Source organism: Streptomyces sp. NPDC029216 (assembly GCF_040648015.1).
In the GTDB taxonomy this organism is placed as follows: Bacteria; Actinomycetota; Actinomycetes; order Streptomycetales; family Streptomycetaceae; genus Streptomyces.
The window spans coordinates 1-21,245 of sequence record NZ_JBEZWL010000097.1 but is presented as its reverse complement, the minus strand read 5'-3'; the positions used below and the strand labels follow the sequence as shown (position 1 = coordinate 21,245).

Below are 21,245 nucleotides of genomic sequence, written 5' to 3'. Positions count from 1 at the left end.
GCCCCATGAACCGATCCTCGACCATGACCATGACCGCGGCCGGCGTCGTCACCGGCCTGGCCCTCCTCGTCACCGCGTGCACGGGCACCGGCTCCGCCGGCAGCGGGAAGAACGACGCCCCGCAGCAGAACGCGAGCGCCTCCGGCAAGGGCGACGGCACGTCCGGCAACAGCGGCCAGGACGCGGACAAGGCCCTCCAGATACGCAAGTGCCTGCGCGAGCACGGCATCGACGCCCCCGACCCCCAGCCCGGCCAGGACCCGCGCGGCATGACCCTCGGCACCGGCAGCGAGGACCCCGAGACGCTGAAGAAGGCCTTCGAGGCCTGCGGGATGCAGGCGCCGGGCACCGGCGAGATGCCGCAGGCGGACAAGGACAAGGCCCTGAAGTGGGCCAAGTGCATGCGCGACCACGGGGTGAACATCCCGGATCCGGACTTCAAGGGCAACGCGATGAGCGCCACCAAGATCCCGGAGGGGCAGGAGCAGGCCTTCGAGGAGGCCCAGAAGAAGTGCCAGGCCGCGTGAACCGGCGCGGGAAGTGGCTGCTGGGTTCGCTCGCCGTGGCCGTCGCCGCCACGGGCGGCGGCTACGCGGTGACCGCCCAGCCCCGCGCGGACCGGGCGGCGGACGCGGACCGGCGTGCCGACGGCCTCCCGCAGCGGACCGAACCCGTCCGGCGCGGTGACCTCAGCTCGGGCCTCAGCGTCGAGGGCACCCTCGGCTACGCGCAGGAGCGCAGGATGAACGCCCCCGGTCCCGGCGTGCTCACCTGGGTGGCGGGCGCGGGCACGGCGGTCGAGCGGGACGGCCGGCTCTACGAGGTCGGCGGCCGGCCGGTCCGCCTGATGTACGGGACCACGCCCATGTACCGGCAGCTCAAGACGGGCGACAAGGGCGAGGACGTCAAACAGCTCAAGCGCAACCTCGTCGCCCTCGGCCACGGGACCGGGCTCGACCCGGCCGACGCCACTTTCACGGCGGGCACGGCGACCGCCGTCAAGCGCTGGCAGAAGGCGCACAGGACACCCGAGACCGGCGAGGTCGGCAAGGAGGACATCGCCTTCGCCTCCGGGCCGCAGCGGGTGCAGCGCAATGACACGCAGGTCGGCGACGAGCCCGGCCCGGGCAAACCGGTGCTCACGCTGACCGGCACCGAGCGGATGGTCCGCTTCCAGCTGGACGCCGCCAAGGCGGGCGCGGTGAAGAGCGGTGATCCGGTGACCGTGACCCTGCCCGGCGGCGGAACGGCCACCGGGAAGATCGACTCGGTGGGCAGCACCGCCAACCCGGAGGGCGAGGGCAACGGCTCCGGCGGCGGGGGCGGTGGGGGAGGCGGCAACGGGAAGCCGAAGGTCCAGGTCACCGTGACCCTGGACGACGCCGCCCGGGCCCAGGGCCCCGACCAGTCCCCGGTGTCGGTCCGGCTGACCGGCGAGACCCGCAAGGGCGTGCTCTCCGTCCCGGTCAACGCCCTGCTCGCCCTCGCCGGCGGCGGCTTCGGCGTCCAGGTCGTCGAGAACGGCACCGTTCGGGAGGTCCCGGTGGAGCTCGGCATGTTCGGCCAGGGCCGGGTCGAGGTCAAGGCGGACGCCCTGAAGGAGGGCATGCGCGTGGGGGTGCCGAGCGCATGACCGGCCCCTCGCACGCACGCCGCACCCGGCACGCCCGCCCCGTCGTGGAGCTGACCGGCGTCACCAAGGAGTACCCCGGCGGGGTCAAGGCGCTGCGCGGGGTGAACCTGACCGTCCTGGACGGGGAACTCCTCGGCATCGTCGGCCCGTCCGGCTCGGGGAAGTCCACCCTGCTGCACATCGTCGGCACCCTGGACCGGCCGAGCGCCGGCCGGGTCGCCATCGCGGGGCACGACGTGGCGGCCCTGTCGGACCGGGCCCTGTCCGCCCTGCGCTCACGTCACGTCGGCTTCGTCTTCCAGTCCTTCCACCTCGTCCCGGGCATCAGCGCCCGGGCCAATGTCGCGGAGGGCCTGCTCTACTCCGGTCTCTCCCGGGCCGAGCGCGGCCGCCGCGCGGCGGCCGCGCTGGAGCGCGTGGGTCTCGGCGACCGGATGGAACACCGGCCGCACGAGCTGTCCGGCGGTCAGAAGCAGCGCGTGGCGATCGCCCGCGCGGTCGCCGGTGAACCGGACCTGCTGCTGGCCGACGAGCCCACGGGCGCGCTCGACACGGCGTCCGGACGGTCGGTCATGGAGCTGCTGCACGAGCTGAACGGGGACGGGGCGACCATCGCCGTGATCACCCACGACCAGGAGATCGCGGCGAGCCTGCCGCGGTCCGTCCGGATCCGGGACGGGGAAGTCGTCGCTGACGAACGGCACGCGCACCCGCGCCCACGCCCGCACCCCCGGCCGGAGCGCCCCGAGGAGCCGTCGTGAACCACGAGCCACCGGCCACGGCCCGGCTCCGCCCGTCCCGCCTCGGCCCCCGCGACGTGCTGCACGTCGGCTCGGCGGGGCTCCGCTCGCGCCCGATGCGGGTGTTCCTGTCCGCCCTCGGGATCGCCATCGGCATCGCGACGATGATCGCGGTGGTCGGCGTCTCCTCCTCCAGCCAGGCCAAGCTGCTGGCGGAACTGGAGAAGCTGGGCACGAACATGCTGGTGGTCACGCCCGGCCAGTCCATGTTCGCGGGCCAGGACACCAAACTGCCCGAGGAGGCCCCCGGCATGATCTCCCGCATCGAGGGGGTCGAGTCGGTGGGCACGACGGGCGACGTACCCGAGTCGGTCCGCCGCTCGGAGAAGATCCCCAAGGAGGAGACCGGCGGCATCACGGTGAAGGCGGTCAAGGACGACCTGCCGGGGGTGCTCCGCGCGCGGATGCGCTCGGGCGTCTGGCTGAACGACGCCACCTCCCGCTATCCGTCCGTGGTGCTGGGGCACGTCACGGCGGAGCGGCTCGGCATCGGCGGACCCGGGGGCCAGGTCTTCATCGGCGGCCGGTACTTCACGGTCATCGGCGTCCTGGACCCCGTCCCGCTGGCGCCCGAGATCGAGCGCTCTGCGCTGATCGGCTGGCGGGCGGCCGAGGACCTGCTCGGCTTCGACGGGCACCCGACGGCCGTCTACGAGCGCTCCAGGGACGACCGGGTCGCGCAGGTACGCGCCCTGGTCGCGCGGACGGCCAACCCGCAGAGCCCGACGACGGTGTCGGTGACCGACCCCTCGGCGGCCCTGCAGGCCAAGGCCGCCACCGAGGGCGCGTTCAGCACGCTCCTCCTCGGACTGGGCGGGATCGCCCTGCTCGTGGGCGGGGTCGGCGTGGCCAACACGATGATCATCTCGGTGCTGGAGCGCCGCCACGAGATCGGCCTGCGCCGTTCCCTGGGGGCGACCCGGGGCCAGATCCGCATCCAGTTCGTGACGGAGTCCCTGCTGCTGTCCGGGCTCGGCGGGCTCGCGGGCATCGCCCTGGGAGCAGCGGCCACCGCGGTCTACGCCCGGACCGGAGACCTCCCCTGGGTGGTGCCCCTGTGGGCGGTCACCGGCGGCTTCGCCGCCACGCTGGCCATCGGCACCCTGGCCGGCCTCTACCCGGCGGTCCGCGCCGCCCGGCTCTCCCCGACCCTGGCCCTCCAGGCGGCGTAGCGGCCGTCCGCACCACCGGAAGCCCCGCCGGCCGGACCGGCGGGGCTTCCACGGCATCAGTTCATCAGCAGCAGCCGGGTGTTCGGCACCAACTTCCGGTTCACGCTGGTGCTCTGTACGAAGATCGTGAACTCGTCGTTGTGCGCCGGGCTGACGCGGACCTCCGCGTCCGGCAGACCGAGCAGGGCCCGCGCCTGCGGCCCCGTGAAGACCCGGTCCGTCTTCTTCTCCAGTACCGCGATCTGCTTTCGTGCCTGAATCTTTTCCGACTTGCTCAGCTGGTAATAGGCGCCACCGGTCCGATAGGTGTGCCCGGATTCGACGACCCAGTCCCGGATGGCCACATCGCGCGCCACCGGAATGAGCTGATAGTCCGACGGATTCGCCGGGGTGAGACCGGCGGCCTCGATGGTGTCCTTGTTGACCGTTTCCGCGCCCGTGGAGAACACCGCCTTCGAACCCCGGATTCCCTTCGTGCGGCCCACCATGAATTTCTCGGTGGCCTCCCGGATGACCTGGCCGGCCTCCTCCAGGCCCTGCGTGCTCGTGGCGTCCCAGATGGCGATGTTGTCCCTCGGGAAACCGCACTGCATGGCCTCGCGCCTGCCCATCTGGTCCGGCACCAGGACGGCCAGGGTCCAGTTGTCCTCCTGCGTCTCGATCATCGTCGCCATGGCCTGCGTCAGGGCCCGCGGGTCCCTGGCGGGGGCGTCCGGGCAGCGGTGACTGGCGTTCTCCTGGCCGTCGGTGAGGACGAAGGTCAGGAAGCTGTGGTCCCCGTAGAGCTGGGCGGTCTGCGCCAGCTCCCGCTGCGACTTCAGCGTGGCCGCCAGCAGCGCGGTCATTCCGCCGACCCGGTACAGCTGCTTCAGGGACGGCATGCGCAGCACGTCCTTGTCGTAGATGACGCACTGCACCGTGTCGGCGAACACGTACACCGTGACCCGCGTTTCCTGGTCCAGTTCCTGCGACCGGCGGGCCAGATAGGCGATTTGCTGATCGGCGACCTCGACGACCTTGCCGCGCAGGTGCGACATGGACGAACTGGCATCCAGCACAAGAGCAACGTGGTTGATGTAGTTCTGGTTTCCGGACATGACCGCTCCCCCTTTTCCGAAGTGATGCTCCGATCCTCGCACCCACCACTGACAACGGGCCCCGCCCCTGGACGGGTTAGGGCGGAACGATACTTCTGTGGCATCGGAGTGAACTGCCGTTCCCGGCGGGGTCCCGGAGCGGTTGGACCGGCCGACGCGCCTATCGAACCGGTGCGTCGTTTCAACCGACCCTTAGGGGAGTCCATGCGTATTCGCTCTGCTGTCACCGCTTCCTTCCTCGCCGCCGGCATCCTCCTGGGCGGGGCCGGGGCCGCCCTGGCCGACGACGGCGTCGACATCGACTACTTCTCCGGCGGTCACCGCACGAACTCGTCGGACTGCTCCTCCTTCGCCGCGGTACCCCACAACCTCCCGGCGTTCGCCGGTCCGGTCTGGACCTCGACCTGTTCCAAGAGCGGGGAGAAGGAGTGGCTCAAGGGCAGCCACCTGGGCGCCTGATCCCACGACGGACTCCGTGCCACGGGGGCGGACCGGCCATGACGCCGGTCCGCCCCCGCGGCGTGCGCCACCCCTCCCCTGCCGGGGCCTGATTGTCACGGTCCTGCCACAAGGCCTGGTTGAATGCGTTCAAAACCCTGGGGTGCGGGCCTACTCTGACCCCTCCGCACCAGGGGAGGGACCCGATGTCCGAGAACGCCGCCGACCACGCCGAGCAGGGGGGACGCGCCACCCCGGCGAGCCCGGGAGGGCCCGCCCAGGCTCCGGTCGCCCCGCCCGCCCCCGGCCTGCCCGGGTACGACCCGTACGCCTGGCAGGCCTGGCAGGCGTACCAGCTCCAACTCCGGCAGCAGCAGGCCCGCGAAGCGGCCGCCGCGCGGGCGGCCGACTCCATGTGGCGGCGGATCCGGCCCGCCGAGGCCGCTCCGATCGCCGGCGTCACCCTGGTGGCCGTCCTCGCGGCCGGACTCACCGCCGCCGTGCTCCTCGGCGACGGCATGGGCCCCGGGCTGCTCCTCTCCGCACTGCCCGCCATGGTCGCCGCGTACGCCTCGGCCCGCGCGGCCGGCCGCAAGGCCCGCCCCTGGAGCCTGCTGTGGGCCGTCGGCTGCGTGGCGCTGCTCGCGGTGCCGGCGTTGCGCGACTCCGCCTGGCCGTCCACCCTGGCGATCCTCGCCGCCCTGCTGCTGGCCGCCCTGGCCCTGCACGGCACCCGCAGGTGGCCCGGCGTACTGCTCGGCCCCCTCGGTTTCCTCGACAGCGCCGTCACCGGCGTCGGCTGGGCCTGGGCCGGCGTCCGGGCGCGCGGCGGCGGGACGGGCCGGGACCGCTGGCTGCCCGTGGTCAAGGCGGTCGTGGTGGCGGCGGTCCTGCTGCTGGTGTTCGGGGCGCTGTTCGCCTCGGCGGACGCGGCCTTCGCCGATCTGCTGGGCGGCCTGCTGCCCGACGTGAGCGTGGGGGAGGGACCGCTGCGGATCCTGCTCTTCCTCGCCGGCGCGGTCCTGGCGCTCGCCGCGGCCCGCACCGCCGCGGCCCCGCACCGCTGGGACCGGATGAAGACCAGGCCGGGCAAGCCGCGTTCCCGCGTGGAGTGGAGCCTGCCGCTGATCCTGCTCGACCTGCTCTTCGCCGGCTTCAACGCGGTGCAGCTGGCCGTGCTGTTCGGCGGCTACGACAAGGTGCTGGAGAGCACCGGGCTCACCTACGCCCAGTACGCCCGCCAGGGGTTCTGGCAGCTGCTGTGGGCCACCCTCTTCGTCCTCGCGGTCATCGCGCTCGCGCTGCGCTGGGCACCCCGCGGCACGCCCGGCGACCGCCGCCTGGTCCGGGCGGTGCTCGGGACGCTGTGCCTGCTGACCCTCGTCGTGGTCGCCTCCGCGGTCCGCCGGATGGACCTGTACGTCGACGCGTACGGGCTGACCAGGCTCCGGCTGTCCGTGGTCACCATGGAACTGTGGCTCGGCCTGGTCATCGTGCTGCTGATCGCCGCCGGGGCGGTGGGCGGCCGCTGGCTGGCCCGCGCGGTGGTCGGCAGCGCGGCGGCGACCGTACTGGCCTTCGGGCTGCTCTCGCCCGACGGCATCATCGCGGAGAGCAACGTGACCCGCTACCAGCAGGACGGCAAGCTCGACCTCGCCTACCTCCGCGGCCTGTCGGCCGACGCCGCCCCGTACCTGGACCGGCTGCCCGAACCCAGGCGCTCCTGCGCCCTGATGGGGATCCGGGACGAACTGCGGCGGTCCGCCCGCGCGCCCTGGTACGCCACGAGCCTGGGCGAGTACCGCGCCCGCGAGATCCTGCGCGAACGCCCGGTGACGGCCGATCCGGGCGAGTGCCGGCTGCTCGGCGCGTACGACAGCCGCACCGGGTAGCCGCAGGACCCGTTCCGCGTCCTCGGCTCACGGAGTCACAGCGCGCGGCCGGGGCGCGGCAGAATGCACGTATGGGACCGACGGGATCGACACAGCCGGACGCGACGAGCGAATTCCTGATGGCCACGTCGCCGGAGACGCTGGACCTCCTGCGCGCGACCGCGGAGGAGATGGCGAGGCTGTGCTCCATCACCCTGGCCGAGGCCGTGGCGCGGATCAACTACCACTGGTGCGGGCTCGACCTGTCGCAGAAGGACGACCTCATCCTGCATGAGGACGATTACTACTGGGCGTTGTCGATCTACTTCCGTGACCAGGAGATCAAGGACTGGAGCCCGCTCGCCGACCGTTCGACGTGGGTACCGCGCCCCGTTCCCCCCACCGGGTCGCGTTACTGGACGCTGTGACAGCGGGCGGCGTGCCGCAACGTTTCCCCGGGTGAAACGTGCGCCCAGTCGGGTGAGTCCCGGCCCTCGGCCCTGTCGCGCCGGGGGCCCGGACGGCTAGACAGCATGGCTGTGATCAAGGAACTGCCCCGGTCCCGGACGAGCCGTCGCTTACGGACGGCCGGAAGGCCGCCGGCCGTCGGCGCGCTGGCCTGTGCGGTCGTCACGGCCGGCGCCCTCCTGACGGCCTGCGCCACCGGGGCCCCGCGCTCCGCCGCCGACCCGGACGACGTGATCAAGGCCGCCACCCAGCGCCTCACCGACGCGTGCCTGACCCGCCAGGGGTTCGTCCCGCCGAGGAGCGGGCCGGGCCGGCAGCCCGGCACCGATGACGCGCGGGTCAGTGCCGCCCTCTTCGGTACGGGGCCCGCCGAGCTGTCCCTCACCCTGCCCACCGGCTACGTCGTACGCGCCCACACCGACGGCTGCCTCGCCGCCGCCCAGCAGCGGCTCTACGGGGACCAGCCCGGCTGGTTCCGCGCCTCGGTCGTCGTCAACAACCTCCGGCCCGAAGCCGACCACGCCCACCGGGACCTCGCCGAGGTCCGGGCCCGCCACCGCGCCGAGATCGCCGACTGGCAGCGGCTGCGCGCCCACGCCCTCACCGAAGCCGCCACCGTCCTCAAGTCCCCGCCAACGAAAGGAAACCCATCCGCATGAAGCGCTTCACCACCCTCCTCGCGGCCGCCGTCATCACGACGGGCGCCGTCCTGGCCACCTCCGCCGCCGCCGAGGCGGCCGACTGCCGCAGCGGCTACTTCTGCGTCTGGACGGACGCGAACTTCGACGGCATGAAGATCGAGCACAGCGGCGACGACCGCTGGTGGGAGGGCGACATGTTCAAGCACGACTCCTCCTGGGCCAACCACGGGACCTCCGGCCCCGGAGTGAAGGACCACGTCAAGGTCTACGAGGGCCGCGAGCTCCTGGGCCGCGTGACGCTCTGTCTGGCCCCCGGGCAGGAGGTCGGCTACGACGGCGGCGCGAACGACCGGGGTGGTTCCCACACCTGGACCAGCGGCTGCTGAGGCCCCTCCGGACGGACGGCGCCGGCTCAGGCGCGTCCGGTGCCGTCCGGCCGGAGGGCGGTACGGACGCCGGTGACGACCACGGCGATCAGGCAGAGGGCGATCACGGTCTCGGCCCACAGGAAGGCGAACCAGTCCAGCACGCAGCCGATCGGGGGTGATCCCGGGGCGGTGTTGCGGAACGCCGAGAGGGCGAACAGGGTGGCCGCCATCCAGGAGAGGGCGGGCCAGACCAGGGCCTCGCCCCGCGTCGTCAGGTACCAGGTCCCGATGAGGACGGAGGCGGCCAGCGCCCACATCACGCCCATCATGAAGACGGCGAAGACGAGCAGGCTGCCCGAGCGGGCCACCGCCAGCCCGAGGACGGCCCCCTGCGCCGAGGGCGCGGGTTCGGCGGTGACCGAGAAGAGCGTGTCGTTGTTGGAGAACAGCAGGCGCACGGGCACCTGCCTGCCGCCCAGCACGGCCCAGAACTCCACGTCGGTCCCGTAGGTGTCGAACGGGTAGTCGCCGATCGATCCGCCCGTCAGCGCGACCTGCACGTCCCGGGGCGCGATCCGCTCGTGCGCCTTGAACGCCAGGTCGCCGAGGGTCGCCGCGGAGGTCTGGAGGCCGAGGTCGGCCACCGGGGCGGTCCCGTCCTCCTCGCCGAGGGACCCGCGCGGGGTGACCCGTACCCGGAGCACCAGCTCCCGGGCCGCGGCGTCGACGCGCTGGACGGTGGCCTCCACGTCCACCCGGTCGGGGGAGGAGGAGCCGACCGTGTGGACGGTGTCGGCCGCCTGCCGTTCCGAGAACTGCAGCCACGAGCCCACGCCCACCGCCACCACGATCAGCAGCGCGATCGGCAGCAGGACGGGCAGGAGCGACGCCCGGGCGCGGCGCGGGGGCGGCGTGTCCCAGGGGGCGGCCATGGTGACTCCGGCGGGGTGGGCAGCGGAACGGGCTCGTCCGGCCAGCGAAACCTTTCGTCGGCGGTCGCGCCACTCCGGTGGTCCGTCCCGGCGGGGCCGGGCGCCCGCGCGTGCCCGTGTTCAGCGCGGGATCACCCAGTCGGGCATCCAGGTCCCGCTGGTGTCCTGCCCGGCCGCCCCGGCGGCGAGATGGGCGCGGAGGGCGGCCAGCGCCGGGTGGGGGTTGTCGCGGTGCCAGAGCAGCGAGTGCGGGTAGACCGGCGTCGGGCCGGTCACCGGGACGAGGCGCAGGCCGTGGCCGTCGGGCCAGACGAGGCGGGTGTGCCCGCCCATGAAGGTGGCCAGGGCCGGGGTGTCGGCGATGGTGTCGAGGAGCGCGTCGGAACCGAAGTTGGGTCCCGTCGCCTCGATGGTGAGGCCGAACTCGGCGACGAGGTCCTCGTAGTAGACGGCCCACTCGGTACCGGGGACGACGCCCGGCATCCAGATCCGGTGCCCGGCGAGCCGGGCGAGGGGGACCGACGCGGCGCCCGCCAGCGCGTGGCCGGGGCCGGTGAGGAGCCGCAGCGGTTCATCGAGCACCCGGACGGCCTCGATGTCCTCCGGCAGGGGCCGACCGGGCACGGTGACCGCGCGGAAGGACGCGTCGATCGCACCGGAGCGCAGGGCGGCCACGGCCGCGTCGATCTCGAACAGCATCACCACGTCGAGCTCGATCTCCGGATGCGCCCGGTGGAAGCCCCGCATCAGGCCCGTCGCCGCGCCGCGCGAGTTGATCACGTCCACGCGCAGCGGACGGCGGCCCGTCCGGACGGACGAGACGGCCCGCTCGGCGGCGCGCAGCAGGTCGCGCGCGTGGGGCAGGAACGCCTGCCCGTCGATGGTGAGCTCGGCGCCGCGCGGCGTACGGGTGAACAGCCGCACGCCGAGGCCGCGCTCCAGCGCGGCGATGCGTTTGGAGACGGCCTGCTGGGTGACGGCCAGCTCGGCGGCGGCTTCCTGGAACCGCCCCGCGTCGGCGGCCACGACGAAGGTGCGGACGGCTTCGAGATCCATGCCGACACCCTAAGGTCACAACCAGTGGTTGTGGGCTGGGGCCTGTCCGGTTGTTTGATCCGCGAGTACGGGGCCCGCTTTGATGCTCGTGCACGCCGATCGGTTGTGCGGCCTAGGGGTGAGGAGCGCGGGGATGAAGAGCGGGCGGCTGGGGACACACCGGCCCGGGCACCGGCTGGGGCGCCGGTTCGGATGGCTCTGGGGGGCGTACGGGACCAGCGCGCTCGGCACGTGGCTCGCGTTCGGCGCGTTCCCCCTGATCGCCGTCCGGGTGCTGCACTCCGGGCCGGCCGAGGTCGCCGCGCTCTCCTCTGCAGGGGCCGCCGTGGGCGCCGCCGCGGCGGTGCCGCTCGGCCCGTGGGTGGAGTTCCGCCGCAAGCGGCCCGTGCTGATCGCGACGGACCTGGTGCGGTGCGCGGCGCTGCTGACCGTCCCCGCCGCGTACGCGCTGGGCGTGCTCACCTTCCTCCAGCTCCTGCTGGTCTCGGTCGTCGTCGCGGCCGCCGACATCACCTTCCGCGCCGCCTCCGGCGCGTACCTCAAGACCCTCCTGCCGGCCGAGGACCTGCTCGTCGCCAACGCCCGGTTCGAGTCCACGGCCTGGACCACCACGATCGTCGGGCCGCCCCTCGGCGGCGCCGCGATCGGGCTCCTCGGCCCCGTGGCGACGGTGACGGCCGACGCGGTCAGCTACCTGCTCTCCGCCCTGGGCATCCGCGCCATGGGCGGGGACGAGCCGCCGCCCGGCCGGGGGCGGGCCGGGCGCATGCGGGCCGGGGACCTGCTCGACGGCTGGCGGTACATCCTCGCCGACGGGGCGCTGCGTCCGCTGTTCTTCAACACCGCCTCGTTCAACGGCCTGGTGATGGCCGCCACCCCGCTGCTGGCCGTCCTGATGCTCGGCCGGCTCGGCTTCGCGCCCTGGCAGTACGGTCTCGCCTTCGCCGCGCCCTCGGTCGGCGGGCTGCTCGGTTCGCGGCTGGCCCGGCCGCTGGTCACCCGGTATGGGCGGCACCGGGTGCTGGCCGTGTCAGGAACCCTGCGCGCGCTCTGGCCCGTCGGCCTGGCCTTCGTGGGGCCGGGCGCGGGCGGGCTGCTGCTGGTGATCGGGGTGGAGTTCGGGCTCATCCTCTGCTGCGGGGTGTTCAACCCCGTCCACGCCGCCTACCGCCTCGAACGCACCGCGCCGGACCGCGTCGCCCGCACCCTTTCCGCCTGGGCGGTGACGACCAAGGCCGCGACCGCGCTCCTGACGGCCCTCTGGGGCGTACTGGGCACCCTCCTCGGCCCGCGTACGGCCATCGCCCTGGCGGGCGTACTGCTGCTGGCCACCCCGCTCCTGCTCCCGCGCCGCACCCCCCGCGGCAGGGTCCGGCCTTCACTGGCGTGTGCCCGCCTGCGGCGGTGAACTGCCTCGGGACGTATACCTGTTGCCCCTTTCGTACCCCTGTTGGCAGACTCGCGCCGATCACTCTCGATCTTCAGGTTCTTCCGTTCTTCATGGGGGGTACACCAGTGAAGTTCCGCATGCCCGCACGCGCCGCCGCCCGGGCGGCCGCCGTGCTCGCCGCCGCCGCTCTCGCGTTGCCGCTGGCGGCGGCCGGCGCGGCCCAGGCCGCCGAGATGCCGCAGGGCGAGTTCAACTGGGCCGGGGACCAGGGCGACGGCTTCGACGACCAGGCCCGCTGGTACGGGCCGGGCACGGGCGACAAGATCGACGTCACCGCGTCCCCCGACCACCGCACACTGCGGGTCGTCATCACCCGCCCCGGCGATTCCTGGACCATGGACCTGGCCGCGCCCGCCGGGCAGGCACTGGCGGCCGGCTCGTACGCGGACGCCGTGAAGACCCCGGAGATGCCGGGCACCGTCCTCGACCGGCCCAGCATGTTCGTCAACGGCTACTACGGCGGCTGCTCCACCCTCACCGGCAGCTTCGGCATCAGCGAGCTGGTCTTCGGCGAGGGCACCACCGTCAAGAAGATCAACCTCTTCTACGAGCAGGACTGCGACGACCGCAGCCCCCTCAAGGGCTACCTGATGGCCAGCGACGTCACCCCGCCGAAGCCGGTCGCCCTCGGTGTGACCGTCAACGGCAACGGCAAGCTGTCGAAGACCGGCGGCGCCACCCTCAACGGCACCGTCACCTGCACCAAGCCGGTGAAGGTCTCGGTGGGCGGCTCCGCGAGCCAGGAGCAGCCGAAGTTCGTCCAGGGCGGCTTCCGGGTCGAGGTGGACTGCGTCCCGGGCAAGACCATCGCCTGGCAGGCACCCGTACGGGTGCACACCCCCGAGACGGACACCCCGTTCATCAAGTCGGAGCGGCTCAAGGTGTTCGCCAACGCCTCGGCCACCGACCCGGACCTCGGCACCTACATCGTGGCGAGCACCGACAAGTGGGTGAAGCTCCGCTAGCCCGGACCGGCCCCGTCCGGACGTCCGGCGGCGCCCTGTTCGGCGGCATGGGCGATGTTGCGCGCCATGCCGCCGAACACCGCCGCGTGGAAGGGGCTCACGGCCCACCAGTACAGGTGGCCGAGCAGACCGTGCGGGTGGAAGAGGGCGCGCTGCCGGTAGCGGGAGCGGCCCTCGTGCGCCGGGTCGGGTTCGGCGTACATCTCCAGCCATGCCAGTCCCGGAACCCGCATCTCGGCGCGCAGCCGCAGCAGCCGGCCCGGCTCGATCTCCTCGACCCGCCAGAAGTCCAGCGCGTCGCCCACCCGCAGCCGGCCGGCGTCACGGCGGCCCCGGCGGATGCCGGCCCCGCCCACCAGCCGGTCCAGCCAGCCGCGTACGGCCCACGCCGGCGGGAAGGAGTACCAGCCGTTCTCCCCGCCGATGCCCTCCACCACCCGCCACAGGGCCCCCGGCGGGGCCGCCACCCCGGTGCTGCGGTGGTCGGTGTACAGGCTGCCGCCGGCCCAGTCCGGGTCGGTGGGCAGCGGGTCGCTCGGGGCGCCGGGCAGGGAGGCGGAGGACCACCGGGTGCTCACCCGGGCCTCGCGGACCCGTTCCAGGGCCAGGGCCAGCGCCCGGTCGAAGGGCAGCGGCGCGCCCGGCGGGTCGGGTACCCAGCGGGCGATGTCGTGTTCCCCGCACACCACTTCGTGGCGCAGCGACTCGGCGAGCGGACGGGCCAGCGCCCGGGGCACCGGGGTGACCAGGCCGATCCAGAGGCTGGAGAGACCCGGGCTGAGCATGGGCACGCGCAGGATGCGGCGGTGCGGGAGCTCGGCGACCTCGGCGTAGCGGTGCATCATCTGCTCGTACGTGAGGACGTCCGGCCCGCCGATGTCGAAGGTCCGGCTGACCTCGGGGGGCATGGCGGCGCTGCCGACGAGGTAGCGGAGCACGTCGCGCACGGCGATGGGCTGCACCCGGGTGCCCACCCAGCTCGGCGTGATCATGATGGGCAGCCGTTCCGTCAGGTAGCGCAGCATCTCGAACGAGGCGGAGCCGGAGCCGATGACGACGGCCGCCCGCAGCACGGTGCAGGGGACGCCGGAGGCCAGCAGGATGGCGCCCACCTCGGTGCGGGAGCGCAGGTGCGGGGAGAGCCCGGCGGGGTCCAGGCCGGCCGGGGTGAGGCCGCCGAGGTAGACGATGCGCCGTACGCCGGCCAGCCGGGCCCGCTCGGCGAACAGGCGGGCGGCGGCCCGGTCGCGTTCCTCGAAGCCGGGGCCGGCGCCGAGGGCGTGCACCAGGTAATAGGCGACGTCCACCCCGGCCAGGGCTTCGTCCAGCGAGCCCCGGTCGGTGACGTCGCCGCGCGACACCTGGACGCGGGGGGCCCAGGGATGGTCGCGCAGCCGCTCGGGGGAGCGGGCCAGCGCCCGGACCCGGTAGCCGGGCGTCGAGCAGTTCGGGCACCAGGCGGCCGCCGATGTAGCCGGTGGCGCCGGTGACCAGGCACAGGTCACCCGTCATCTGCTCGCTCCCGTCGCTGCGACGGCGGTGCACGCGCGGCTCCGCCCCTTCCGAGCCTGGACCCGCCGGGGCCCGGCCGCCACCGGCGGGGCCGCCGTGCCCGGGCGGCGGACCGCGGGTTACGGTGTCCCTTCTTCCGAGGGGGAATCAGTGATGTCGCACAACGCGGGGTGGGCCCAGCACCACCCGGGTCAGCCGGTACCGCCGTGGGGAGGGTGGGCGCCGCCCGCGCCGCAGCCGGGCGTCATACCGCTGAGGCCGCTGGGGACCGGCGAGGTGCTCGGCGGTGCCTTCAGCGCCTTCCGCCGCTACTGGAAGCCCATGACCGGAATCATCCTCGCGGTGCAGGGCCTCGGGTTGCTCCTGGTCGTCGCCGCGATCGGCGTCGCGGCCCTCGGTGCGCACGACCGGTTCGCCGCCGTCTTCGACCGGCCGAAGGGCGATCCGCCCGCCGCCGACGACGTGGCGGCCCTGCTGCTGTACTTCGCACCGGTCGCGGTGCTCGCCCTGGTCACCCTGACCCTGTGCACGGGAATGCTCACCGCCCTGTGCCCCGCCGTGATCCAGGAGGCGGTCCTCGGCCGCCCCACGACCTTCGCCGCGCTGTGGCGGCGCTGCTGGTCCCGGCTGCCGTCGGTCCTCGGTGTCGTGCTGTGCGTCGGGCTGTTCACGGCCGGGCCGGTCCTGGCCCTCTACGCCGTCTGTTTCCCGCTGATGATCATGCCTGGGGACCGCCCCGGCCCGTCGCCCGTGGTGCTGCTCGTGACGGTCATGGGCGTGCTGCTGTGGATGCCGGTGGCGGTGTGGCTCGCCGTCCGCTTCAGCCTGGCGCCCGCCGTCGCGGTGTGCGAGGGGCTCGGCCCGGTCGCGGCCATGCGCCGCTCCGCCCGTCTCGTCGGCGGCGGGTGGTGGCGCACGTTCGGCATCACGGCGCTCGGGTACCTCCTGGCGACGGTGGTCGGCTACGTGGTCCAGCTGCCGTTCGTCCTCATCGGCGTCTTCGCGCTCGTCCCGACCATCATGGGGGCGGGCGACGGGGGCGACCCGGCCGCACTGGTCCTCGGCTTCGGCGTGTACCTGGCCAGCATCCTGCTCGGCACGGCGGTCAGCGCGGTGTTCCAGGTCGGATACCCCCAGCTGGTCCTGTCGCTGCTCTACGTCGACCAGCGGATCCGCAAGGAGAACCTCGCCGAGGCCCTCGTCGCCTCGGCCGCCGCCCCCGCTCCGGGACGGCCGGCGGGACCGGGTCCTGCGGGTGCGTGACGCGAGTGCCGCAGCGCGCGGCGCACGTGCTCCCTGCCGTCGTGCGTGTCCCCGGCGGAGTGCAGGTTGAGGGCGTGCCGGGCGTGGCGGCAGACGGTGCAGCGGGTGCGTGGTGACGAGGGCCCGTAGGCCGGCGATCAGATCGGGACGCGGTGCGGGGCGCAACTCGGCGTCCGGGCACTCCAGGGCGAACACGGTGGCGCCGTCGGCCGGGCCCGTCCTTCGGAAAATCCGCGTGCGGCCGGCGGCTTCCGCGTGATACCCCGTCACCATGGACGGTCTGGTGACGGCGCGGCTCGTACTCCATCCGCTGAGCCCCGGGGAGGCGGCGCGCGTGGTGGCGGGAGAGCCGGACGGCAGTGTGCGATGGGCGCCCGGCTACCCCGCCGCGGTGGACGTGGCCGGAGCGAGGAGCTTCCTCGCCCTCTGTGGGGAGGACGGCGATCCGCAGCCGTTCGGCGCGTACGAGATCCGGCGGCGCGAGGACGGGCACGCGATAGGCGGGCTGGGCTTCCACGGACCGCCCGACCACGGCGGCGGCGTCACGATCGGCTACGGACTGGTCCCCTCGGTGCAGGGCCGTGGCTACGCCTCGGAGGCGCTCCGCGCCCTGCTGGAGTTCGCCCGCGCACAGGGCGTCACCTGTGTGCGCGGGGACGCCGACCGCGAGAACGTCGCGTCCCAGCGCGTCATGTCCGCCGCCGGCATGCGCCTGGTGGCCGAGGACGACCGGTTGAGGTACTACCGGATCGCCTGGGCCGACCCGCGGCGCTGACCGGCCGCGAGGGCCTGGGCGCCCGGGGTGCCGTAGCACATCCGGCCCCGCCGGGGGCGAACTGGGCCATGCCCGTCCCGGCGGTGTCCTGCCGTGGTTACCGTGCTGTGGTCGGCCACGCCGCACGGCGGCCGGGGAGGAGCAGGCCTGATGGGGACCACGGTGGTGGGGTTCCGGCTCGGCTGGGACCGCAAGGGCCGGCAGGCGACGGCGGTGCTCACCCAGGCGGGCGTCCTGCACCACAGCACCGGGCTCCTCGGCCTGGCGCCGCGGCCCGTACGGCCGCACGCCCCGGCCGCCGCGGACCCGCACCCGGTGCCGCGTCAGGCCGTGACGCTGCGCAGGCTGTACGCCGACCTCCTCCACCAGGGCTACACCCGCGTGCTGATCGCCCCGGCCTGCGTCCGCCTCGACACCGAGGAACACCCCCTCCACGCCCGTCCGTGGGGGGAGCACGCGCCACGGGCGCATCCCGAGCTGATCGCCGACTTCACCGGTGCGGCCCCCGCGGGCCCCGGATCGCTGGAGGAAGCCCTGACCGCCTTCTACACCGAGATCGGCCTCACCCCCCGCTCCCGGGCCGCCACCCCGCCCGGCCCGGCCGTTCCCCCGGCGGTCCGCGAGGGCCTGCGCACCCTCGCCGAGGGCCGCACCCTCGCCTCCCGCCCACGCCGGGGCGCCGGCTGGACCGTGACGGGTACGGGCGTACGCCTGCACGTGGGCCCCGTGGGAGAGGAGCTCACCCACCGCGAGGTCGCCGAACTCCAGGCCGCCCTGACGGCCTGGCTGCGCCACCGGCGCCACCCCTGACGGGGCCCTGACGGCGCCGGGGGCTCAGTCGCGCAGCATCTGCTCGCGCAGGGTGTCCAGGGTGCGCGTCAGGAGGCGCGAGACGTGCATCTGGGACATGCCGATCTCCACCCCGATCTGCCGCTGCGTCATCTCCTGTCCGAAGCGCAGCTCCAGGATCCGCGTGGTGCGTTCGTCCAGCTCCGACAGGAGGGGCGCCAGGGCGTGCAGGTCCTCGACGGCCTCCAGCGCGTGGTCGGTGTCGCCCAGCGTCTCGGCGAGGGTGTGCGCGGGCTGGGCGGACCCGGGAGCCGCCTCGCCGCCGACGGCGGGGCCCGTGGGGGCGTCGAGGGACTGGGTGGAGTAGCCGTTCGCCGCGACCAGGCCCTGGCGGACCTCCTCCTCGGTGAGGTCCAGGTGCTCGGCGAGCTCGCCGGGGGTGGGGGCGTGCCCCGTCGCGGAGGTCAGGTCCTCCGTGGACCTGGCCAGCTGCGTACGCAGCTCCTGCAGCCGGCGCGGCACCCGTACGGCCCAGGTGGTGTCCCGGAAGTGGCGCTTGATCTCGCCGGTGATGTACGGCAGGGCCAGGGTGGAGAACTGGGTGTTGCGGTCGAGCTCGTAGCGGTCGATGGCCTTGATCAGTCCGATGACGCCGACCTGCACGATGTCCTCGTTCTCCGGCCCGCCGGGGCGGTCCCGGAACGGACGGGCGGCGAAGTTCACCAGGGAGACGTTCATCTCGATGAGGGTGTTGCGGACGTACTGGTACTCCGGGGTGCCCTCTTCCAGGCTCCTCAGCCGTTCGAAGAACACCCGCGTCAGCTCCCGGGCCTCGCCCGGGGGCACCTCCCGTGGGCGGGGGACGTCGGGCAGGCCGTCGAGGGCGGGGTCAGTGGCAGTGGCAGTGGCAGTGGTGGTGGTCATCGTCTCCGCTCCTTGGGCACGAGTGCTTGCGGTGCGTCGCCAGATCGTTCCGATCAAACGGAAGGTCGATTCCGCTCACCTGAACCCTGCCGGGGCCGCGGACACACGTCAAGTGATACAGGAAAAGCTTTTCTGGATTTGCCTTTCTGTGGTTCTCCGTCCAAGAATGGCCGCGTGGAGAACGAGCACGTGGGACCCCGCCGCAATCGCTGGACCTTCCTGACCAACCACGCCCGGGTCCTGGTCGCCATCGCGCGCGACCCGGGGATCCGCCTGCGCGACATCGCCGCGGGCTGCGGGCTCACCGAACGCACCGTGCAGGCGATCGTCACGGACCTGCAGGCGGACGGGTACCTCAGCCGCACCCGCGACGGCAGGCGCAACCGCTACGTCATCGCCCCCGGCGCCCGCTTCCGCCACCCGGCGGAGGCCGACCACGAGATCGCCGGCCTCCTCGCCTACCTCGCCGCCCCGCTGGCCGCCCCGGCGCTCGCGCCCGCACCGCAGGCGGCGGCCGACGTCCCCGCCGGCGACGGGTCCCGCGCCACGGCCTAGGGTCTGTCGTCAAAGTCCCGTCTGCCCCGCGCCGGCGGCAGTACCCCGTGCGGCCACCGCCGTACGGACGGGTCGTCACGTCCGTACGGCGGTGGCCGCGTCATCCGGTCAGGCGCCTTCGTCGAGCACGCCGCGGATCAGCTGCCGCTGGTCCGCGGACAGGTAGGGGTCCTGGAGGTCGATCGCCCGGTCGTCGACGGTGATCCGGTAGTGGTAGCCGTCCGCCGTCGAGGCGACGGCCCGGTGTGCCAGGTCCTCCCACTGGGACGCGTCCAGACGGCCCGCGGTGTCGAGCTCGCGCTCCTCCTCGCCCCCGGCGAAGCCCCCGGAACGGGTAACGGTGATCAGCATGGTCCCTTCCTTCCCGGTCGGAATCCCGCCGCGGGCCCGGCTTCGGGCCCCGGCGGCGAAGGCGGCGCGTCGGCCGCCACAGCCGCGGCTGCCCCGGATCCCCATCCGCTCCCGGCGAGAACGCCACAACCCCGCGAATCGGCTGAAAACCGCCGCCCGGTGGCCGACGGGCCCGCGGTGCACGCGTGAGCCGGCAGGGGGAGCGGAGCCGCGGCCCGCGCGCGCCGCGGACGGTGCCCGCGCGGCACGCACCACCCGCCCCGGCCGGGCGGCTCCCGAACGGCCGGAACGCCGGTTTGCCGGGGGAACGGCAGGGCACGCGCGGACCCGTCGCGCCCCTCGCGACCCCCGCGTTCCGCCCCCGACCCCCTCCGAGGAGCCATGAACAGCGTGCTCAGACTGCTGACCGTCATAGGCGGCTCCGTCCTGCTCACCCTCGTGGCCGGCTGGCTCGCCGACCTGCTGCTGAGGCGTGCGGACGCCCGCCACCCCGAGACCCCCCTCTGGAGCCTGCTGCGCCGCTGCGAACTCCCCCTGCGCCTCCTCCTGGTGGCCGCCCTGCTGCGCGGCTCGTACCGGCAGACCGGCTGGCGGCCCCTGCTGGCGCACGAGGCGGCGGTGGGCAGGATCCTCTCGCTGGTGACCATCGGCGCGGGCGCCTGGTTCGTCGTCCACATCACCTCGGCGGTGGTGGAGTCCTCGTACGCCCGCTACGCCACCGGCACCCGCGACCCGTCCCGGCTGCGCCGCGTCCGCACGCAGGTGACCCTCATCATGAGGATCGTCACCGCCGTCGTCACGCTGGTGGCCGCGGCCGCGATGCTGCTCACCTTCCCGGGCCTGCGCGCCGTCGGCACCTCGGTGCTCGCCTCCGCCGGCATCATCGGCATCGTCGCCGGTGTGGCCGCCCAGTCCACCCTCGGCAACCTCTTCGCCGGGTTCCAGATCGCCTTCGGCGACATGGTCCGCATCGGCGACACCGTCGTCGTCGCGGGCGAGTGGGGCGTGGTCGAGGAGGTCACGCTCACCTTCCTCGCCGTGCGCACCTGGGACGAGCGCCGCATCACCATGCCCGTCTCCTACTTCACCGGAAGGCCCTTCGAGAACTGGTCCCGCGGCGGCATCCAGATGACCGGCACCGTGTTCCTGCACTGCGACCACAGCGCCCCCGTCTCCCTGGTCCGCGAGCGGCTCCGGGAGATCCTCGACGGCTGCGAGGCCTGGGACGGACGCGGCTGGGACCTCGCGGTCACCGACACCACCCCCACCACGGTCGTCCTGCGGGCCATCGTCACCGCCAAGGACCCCGACGACCTGTGGACCGTCCGCTGCACGGTCCGCGAGCAACTCGTCGCCTGGCTCGCCGAGAAGCACCCCTACGCCCTCCCGCGCGTCACCACCTCCCCGGCCGCCCCCGCGCCCCGGGCCCCGGCGGCGTCCGGACCGGCGGAGAGGTTTCGCGACGCGGGACCGGGCCAGACGCGGAACTGACGCACCCAAAGCCCCGATCCACCCGATCATGCGGGAAAGGAGTCACCCCATGCCGAACGTGTCACGGCTGCCGGGCCGAGCGGAACACCACTGGACCTGGCAGGATCACGCGGCCTGCCGCAGCCTCGGCCCGGACAGGTTCTTCCACCCCACGGGGGAGCGCGGCGAGGAGCGCGCCGAACGCGACGAGGCGGCCCGGGAGATCTGCGCACTGTGCCCGGTGCAGGTGGAGTGCCTGCGCCACGCCCTGCGCGTGCAGGAGCCCTACGGGGTGTGGGGCGGCCTGACCGAAGAGGAACGACGCCCCCTGTACGCGCACGCCGCGGGCTGACGCCCGCCCGCGCGGCGCCGGGTGCGCCCCGGGTGCCAGGTAGGCACGGTAACCGGGCCGGTCCGGCAGTCCGGGCAGGGGATGCGGGGTCCAGTCACGGGCCCAGCGCGGCGGCCGGTCGCCCCCCGACACCAGCACCGCCGTCGGCCGGGTCCCCGCCAGCGAGACGAGCTCGTCGGCGGTGACGCTGCCGTCGTGGCCCCCGTACACCTGCCGGGCGGCGCATCCGGTGGCGAACGCGGCACGCACCGCCTCCGTACCGCTGAGCACGCACGGCGGGCGCACGCCCAGGCGGCGCAGCTCGCCGGCGACGGCGGCGAACGCCACCCGGTCGGCACGGCTGCGGGCCGCCGAGGCGTCGGC

The 21,245-nt window shown here is 73.9% G+C and carries 22 protein-coding genes and 1 pseudogene; 17 read left to right on the top strand and 6 right to left on the bottom strand.

The features are described from left to right. Positions 1 to 5: 5 nt before the first annotated feature. The 4 genes from AB0F18_RS27725 to AB0F18_RS27710 are packed head-to-tail and all read left to right on the top strand — an operon-like array spanning position 6 to position 3,605. On the top strand, positions 6 to 527 hold the full coding sequence (locus AB0F18_RS27725) for a hypothetical protein (RefSeq protein WP_362065394.1): 522 nt from the start codon (positions 6 to 8) through the stop codon (positions 525 to 527). Continuing rightward, positions 524 to 1,633 carry an efflux RND transporter periplasmic adaptor subunit gene (locus AB0F18_RS27720; RefSeq protein WP_362065391.1) on the top strand — a complete coding sequence of 370 codons (1,110 nt, stop codon included), beginning with the start codon at positions 524 to 526 and terminating at the stop codon, positions 1,631 to 1,633. Before AB0F18_RS27725 ends, AB0F18_RS27720 begins: the two co-directional genes overlap by 4 nt. After that, positions 1,630 to 2,394, top strand: a complete 765-nt coding sequence (locus AB0F18_RS27715) for an ABC transporter ATP-binding protein (RefSeq protein WP_362065388.1) — start codon at positions 1,630 to 1,632, stop codon at positions 2,392 to 2,394. The genes AB0F18_RS27720 and AB0F18_RS27715 overlap by 4 nt, the downstream gene beginning before the upstream one ends. Next, positions 2,391 to 3,605, top strand: a complete 1,215-nt coding sequence (locus AB0F18_RS27710) for an ABC transporter permease (RefSeq protein ID WP_362065385.1) — start codon at positions 2,391 to 2,393, stop codon at positions 3,603 to 3,605. Before AB0F18_RS27715 ends, AB0F18_RS27710 begins: the two co-directional genes overlap by 4 nt. Before the next feature lie 56 nt (positions 3,606 to 3,661). Here the strand turns inward: AB0F18_RS27710 and AB0F18_RS27705 are convergent, their stop codons facing one another. After that, on the bottom strand, positions 3,662 to 4,702 hold the full coding sequence (locus AB0F18_RS27705) for a vWA domain-containing protein (RefSeq protein WP_362065382.1): 1,041 nt from the start codon (positions 4,700 to 4,702) through the stop codon (positions 3,662 to 3,664). Positions 4,703 to 4,906: 204 nt separating this feature from the next. Here AB0F18_RS27705 and AB0F18_RS27700 point away from each other — a divergent pair, with 204 nt between their 5' ends. The 5 genes from AB0F18_RS27700 to AB0F18_RS27680 all read left to right on the top strand — a co-directional run bounded on the left by AB0F18_RS27700 (position 4,907) and on the right by AB0F18_RS27680 (position 8,506). After that, complete coding sequence (locus AB0F18_RS27700) at positions 4,907 to 5,161, top strand: hypothetical protein (protein ID WP_362065380.1); 255 nt, start codon at positions 4,907 to 4,909, stop codon at positions 5,159 to 5,161. Between the two features lie 392 nt (positions 5,162 to 5,553). Further along, complete coding sequence (locus AB0F18_RS27695) at positions 5,554 to 7,032, top strand: DUF4173 domain-containing protein (protein ID WP_362065416.1); 1,479 nt, start codon at positions 5,554 to 5,556, stop codon at positions 7,030 to 7,032. 71 nt (positions 7,033 to 7,103) lie between these two features. Next, positions 7,104 to 7,439, top strand: coding sequence for a hypothetical protein (locus AB0F18_RS27690; protein WP_362065377.1), 336 nt, complete (start codon positions 7,104 to 7,106; stop codon positions 7,437 to 7,439). A 105-nt stretch (positions 7,440 to 7,544) separates the two neighbouring features. Further along, positions 7,545 to 8,138: a hypothetical protein gene (locus AB0F18_RS27685; protein ID WP_362065374.1), complete on the top strand. Its 594-nt coding sequence runs from the start codon at positions 7,545 to 7,547 to the stop codon at positions 8,136 to 8,138. Continuing rightward, complete coding sequence (locus AB0F18_RS27680; RefSeq protein ID WP_362065371.1) at positions 8,135 to 8,506, top strand: peptidase inhibitor family I36 protein; 372 nt, start codon at positions 8,135 to 8,137, stop codon at positions 8,504 to 8,506. Before AB0F18_RS27685 ends, AB0F18_RS27680 begins: the two co-directional genes overlap by 4 nt. A 26-nt stretch (positions 8,507 to 8,532) precedes the next feature. Here AB0F18_RS27680 and AB0F18_RS27675 read toward each other — a convergent pair whose 3' ends face one another. Continuing rightward, positions 8,533 to 9,420 carry a DUF4436 family protein gene (locus AB0F18_RS27675; protein ID WP_362065369.1) on the bottom strand — a complete coding sequence of 296 codons (888 nt, stop codon included), beginning with the start codon at positions 9,418 to 9,420 and terminating at the stop codon, positions 8,533 to 8,535. A 120-nt stretch (positions 9,421 to 9,540) separates the two neighbouring features. Beyond that, complete coding sequence (locus AB0F18_RS27670) at positions 9,541 to 10,476, bottom strand: LysR family transcriptional regulator (protein ID WP_362065366.1); 936 nt, start codon at positions 10,474 to 10,476, stop codon at positions 9,541 to 9,543. A gap of 133 nt (positions 10,477 to 10,609) precedes the next feature. On the opposite strand from AB0F18_RS27670, the gene AB0F18_RS27665 reads away from it, so the two are divergent. Both AB0F18_RS27665 and AB0F18_RS27660 read left to right on the top strand, forming a co-directional pair. Continuing rightward, the gene (locus AB0F18_RS27665) at positions 10,610 to 11,884 is read left to right on the top strand and encodes an MFS transporter (protein ID WP_362065364.1); all 1,275 of its coding nucleotides are present in this window, start codon (positions 10,610 to 10,612) and stop codon (positions 11,882 to 11,884) included. 119 nt (positions 11,885 to 12,003) lie between these two features. After that, on the top strand, positions 12,004 to 12,891 hold the full coding sequence (locus AB0F18_RS27660; RefSeq protein ID WP_362065361.1) for a hypothetical protein: 888 nt from the start codon (positions 12,004 to 12,006) through the stop codon (positions 12,889 to 12,891). Here AB0F18_RS27660 and AB0F18_RS27655 read toward each other — a convergent pair. After that, positions 12,888 to 14,403: pseudogene (locus AB0F18_RS27655) on the bottom strand (SDR family oxidoreductase). The gene AB0F18_RS27660 and the pseudogene AB0F18_RS27655 overlap by 4 nt on opposite strands. A 153-nt stretch (positions 14,404 to 14,556) precedes the next feature. On the opposite strand from AB0F18_RS27655, the gene AB0F18_RS27650 reads away from it, so the two are divergent. The 3 genes from AB0F18_RS27650 to AB0F18_RS27640 all read left to right on the top strand — a co-directional run bounded on the left by AB0F18_RS27650 (position 14,557) and on the right by AB0F18_RS27640 (position 17,251). Then, complete coding sequence (locus tag AB0F18_RS27650) at positions 14,557 to 15,666, top strand: hypothetical protein (RefSeq protein WP_362065358.1); 1,110 nt, start codon at positions 14,557 to 14,559, stop codon at positions 15,664 to 15,666. Between the two features lie 271 nt (positions 15,667 to 15,937). Then, positions 15,938 to 16,441: a GNAT family N-acetyltransferase gene (locus AB0F18_RS27645; RefSeq protein ID WP_362065355.1), complete on the top strand. Its 504-nt coding sequence runs from the start codon at positions 15,938 to 15,940 to the stop codon at positions 16,439 to 16,441. Positions 16,442 to 16,591: 150 nt separating this feature from the next. Continuing rightward, the gene (locus AB0F18_RS27640) at positions 16,592 to 17,251 is read left to right on the top strand and encodes a hypothetical protein (protein WP_362065352.1); all 660 of its coding nucleotides are present in this window, start codon (positions 16,592 to 16,594) and stop codon (positions 17,249 to 17,251) included. A 24-nt stretch (positions 17,252 to 17,275) separates the two neighbouring features. Here AB0F18_RS27640 and AB0F18_RS27635 read toward each other — a convergent pair whose 3' ends face one another. Beyond that, entirely contained in the window at positions 17,276 to 18,154 is an 879-nt protein-coding gene (locus AB0F18_RS27635; protein ID WP_362065349.1) for a SigB/SigF/SigG family RNA polymerase sigma factor, read from the bottom strand. Positions 18,155 to 18,328: 174 nt separating this feature from the next. Between AB0F18_RS27635 and AB0F18_RS27630 the strand changes: the two genes are divergently transcribed. Beyond that, positions 18,329 to 18,709 carry a helix-turn-helix domain-containing protein gene (locus tag AB0F18_RS27630; RefSeq protein ID WP_362065347.1) on the top strand — a complete coding sequence of 127 codons (381 nt, stop codon included), beginning with the start codon at positions 18,329 to 18,331 and terminating at the stop codon, positions 18,707 to 18,709. 108 nt (positions 18,710 to 18,817) lie between these two features. Here AB0F18_RS27630 and AB0F18_RS27625 read toward each other — a convergent pair whose 3' ends face one another. Then, positions 18,818 to 19,060 (bottom strand): protealysin inhibitor emfourin, encoded by a 243-nt coding sequence (locus AB0F18_RS27625; RefSeq protein WP_362065344.1) that lies wholly within the window; start codon positions 19,058 to 19,060, stop codon positions 18,818 to 18,820. Between the two features lie 381 nt (positions 19,061 to 19,441). Between AB0F18_RS27625 and AB0F18_RS27620 the strand changes: the two genes are divergently transcribed. Together AB0F18_RS27620 and AB0F18_RS27615 are read left to right on the top strand one after the other, a co-directional pair. Continuing rightward, complete coding sequence (locus AB0F18_RS27620; protein WP_362065341.1) at positions 19,442 to 20,551, top strand: mechanosensitive ion channel domain-containing protein; 1,110 nt, start codon at positions 19,442 to 19,444, stop codon at positions 20,549 to 20,551. Between the two features lie 49 nt (positions 20,552 to 20,600). Then, a complete protein-coding gene (locus tag AB0F18_RS27615; protein ID WP_362065338.1) occupies positions 20,601 to 20,882 on the top strand; it encodes a WhiB family transcriptional regulator in 282 nt (93 codons plus the stop codon). The last annotated feature ends 363 nt before the right edge of the window (positions 20,883 to 21,245 follow it).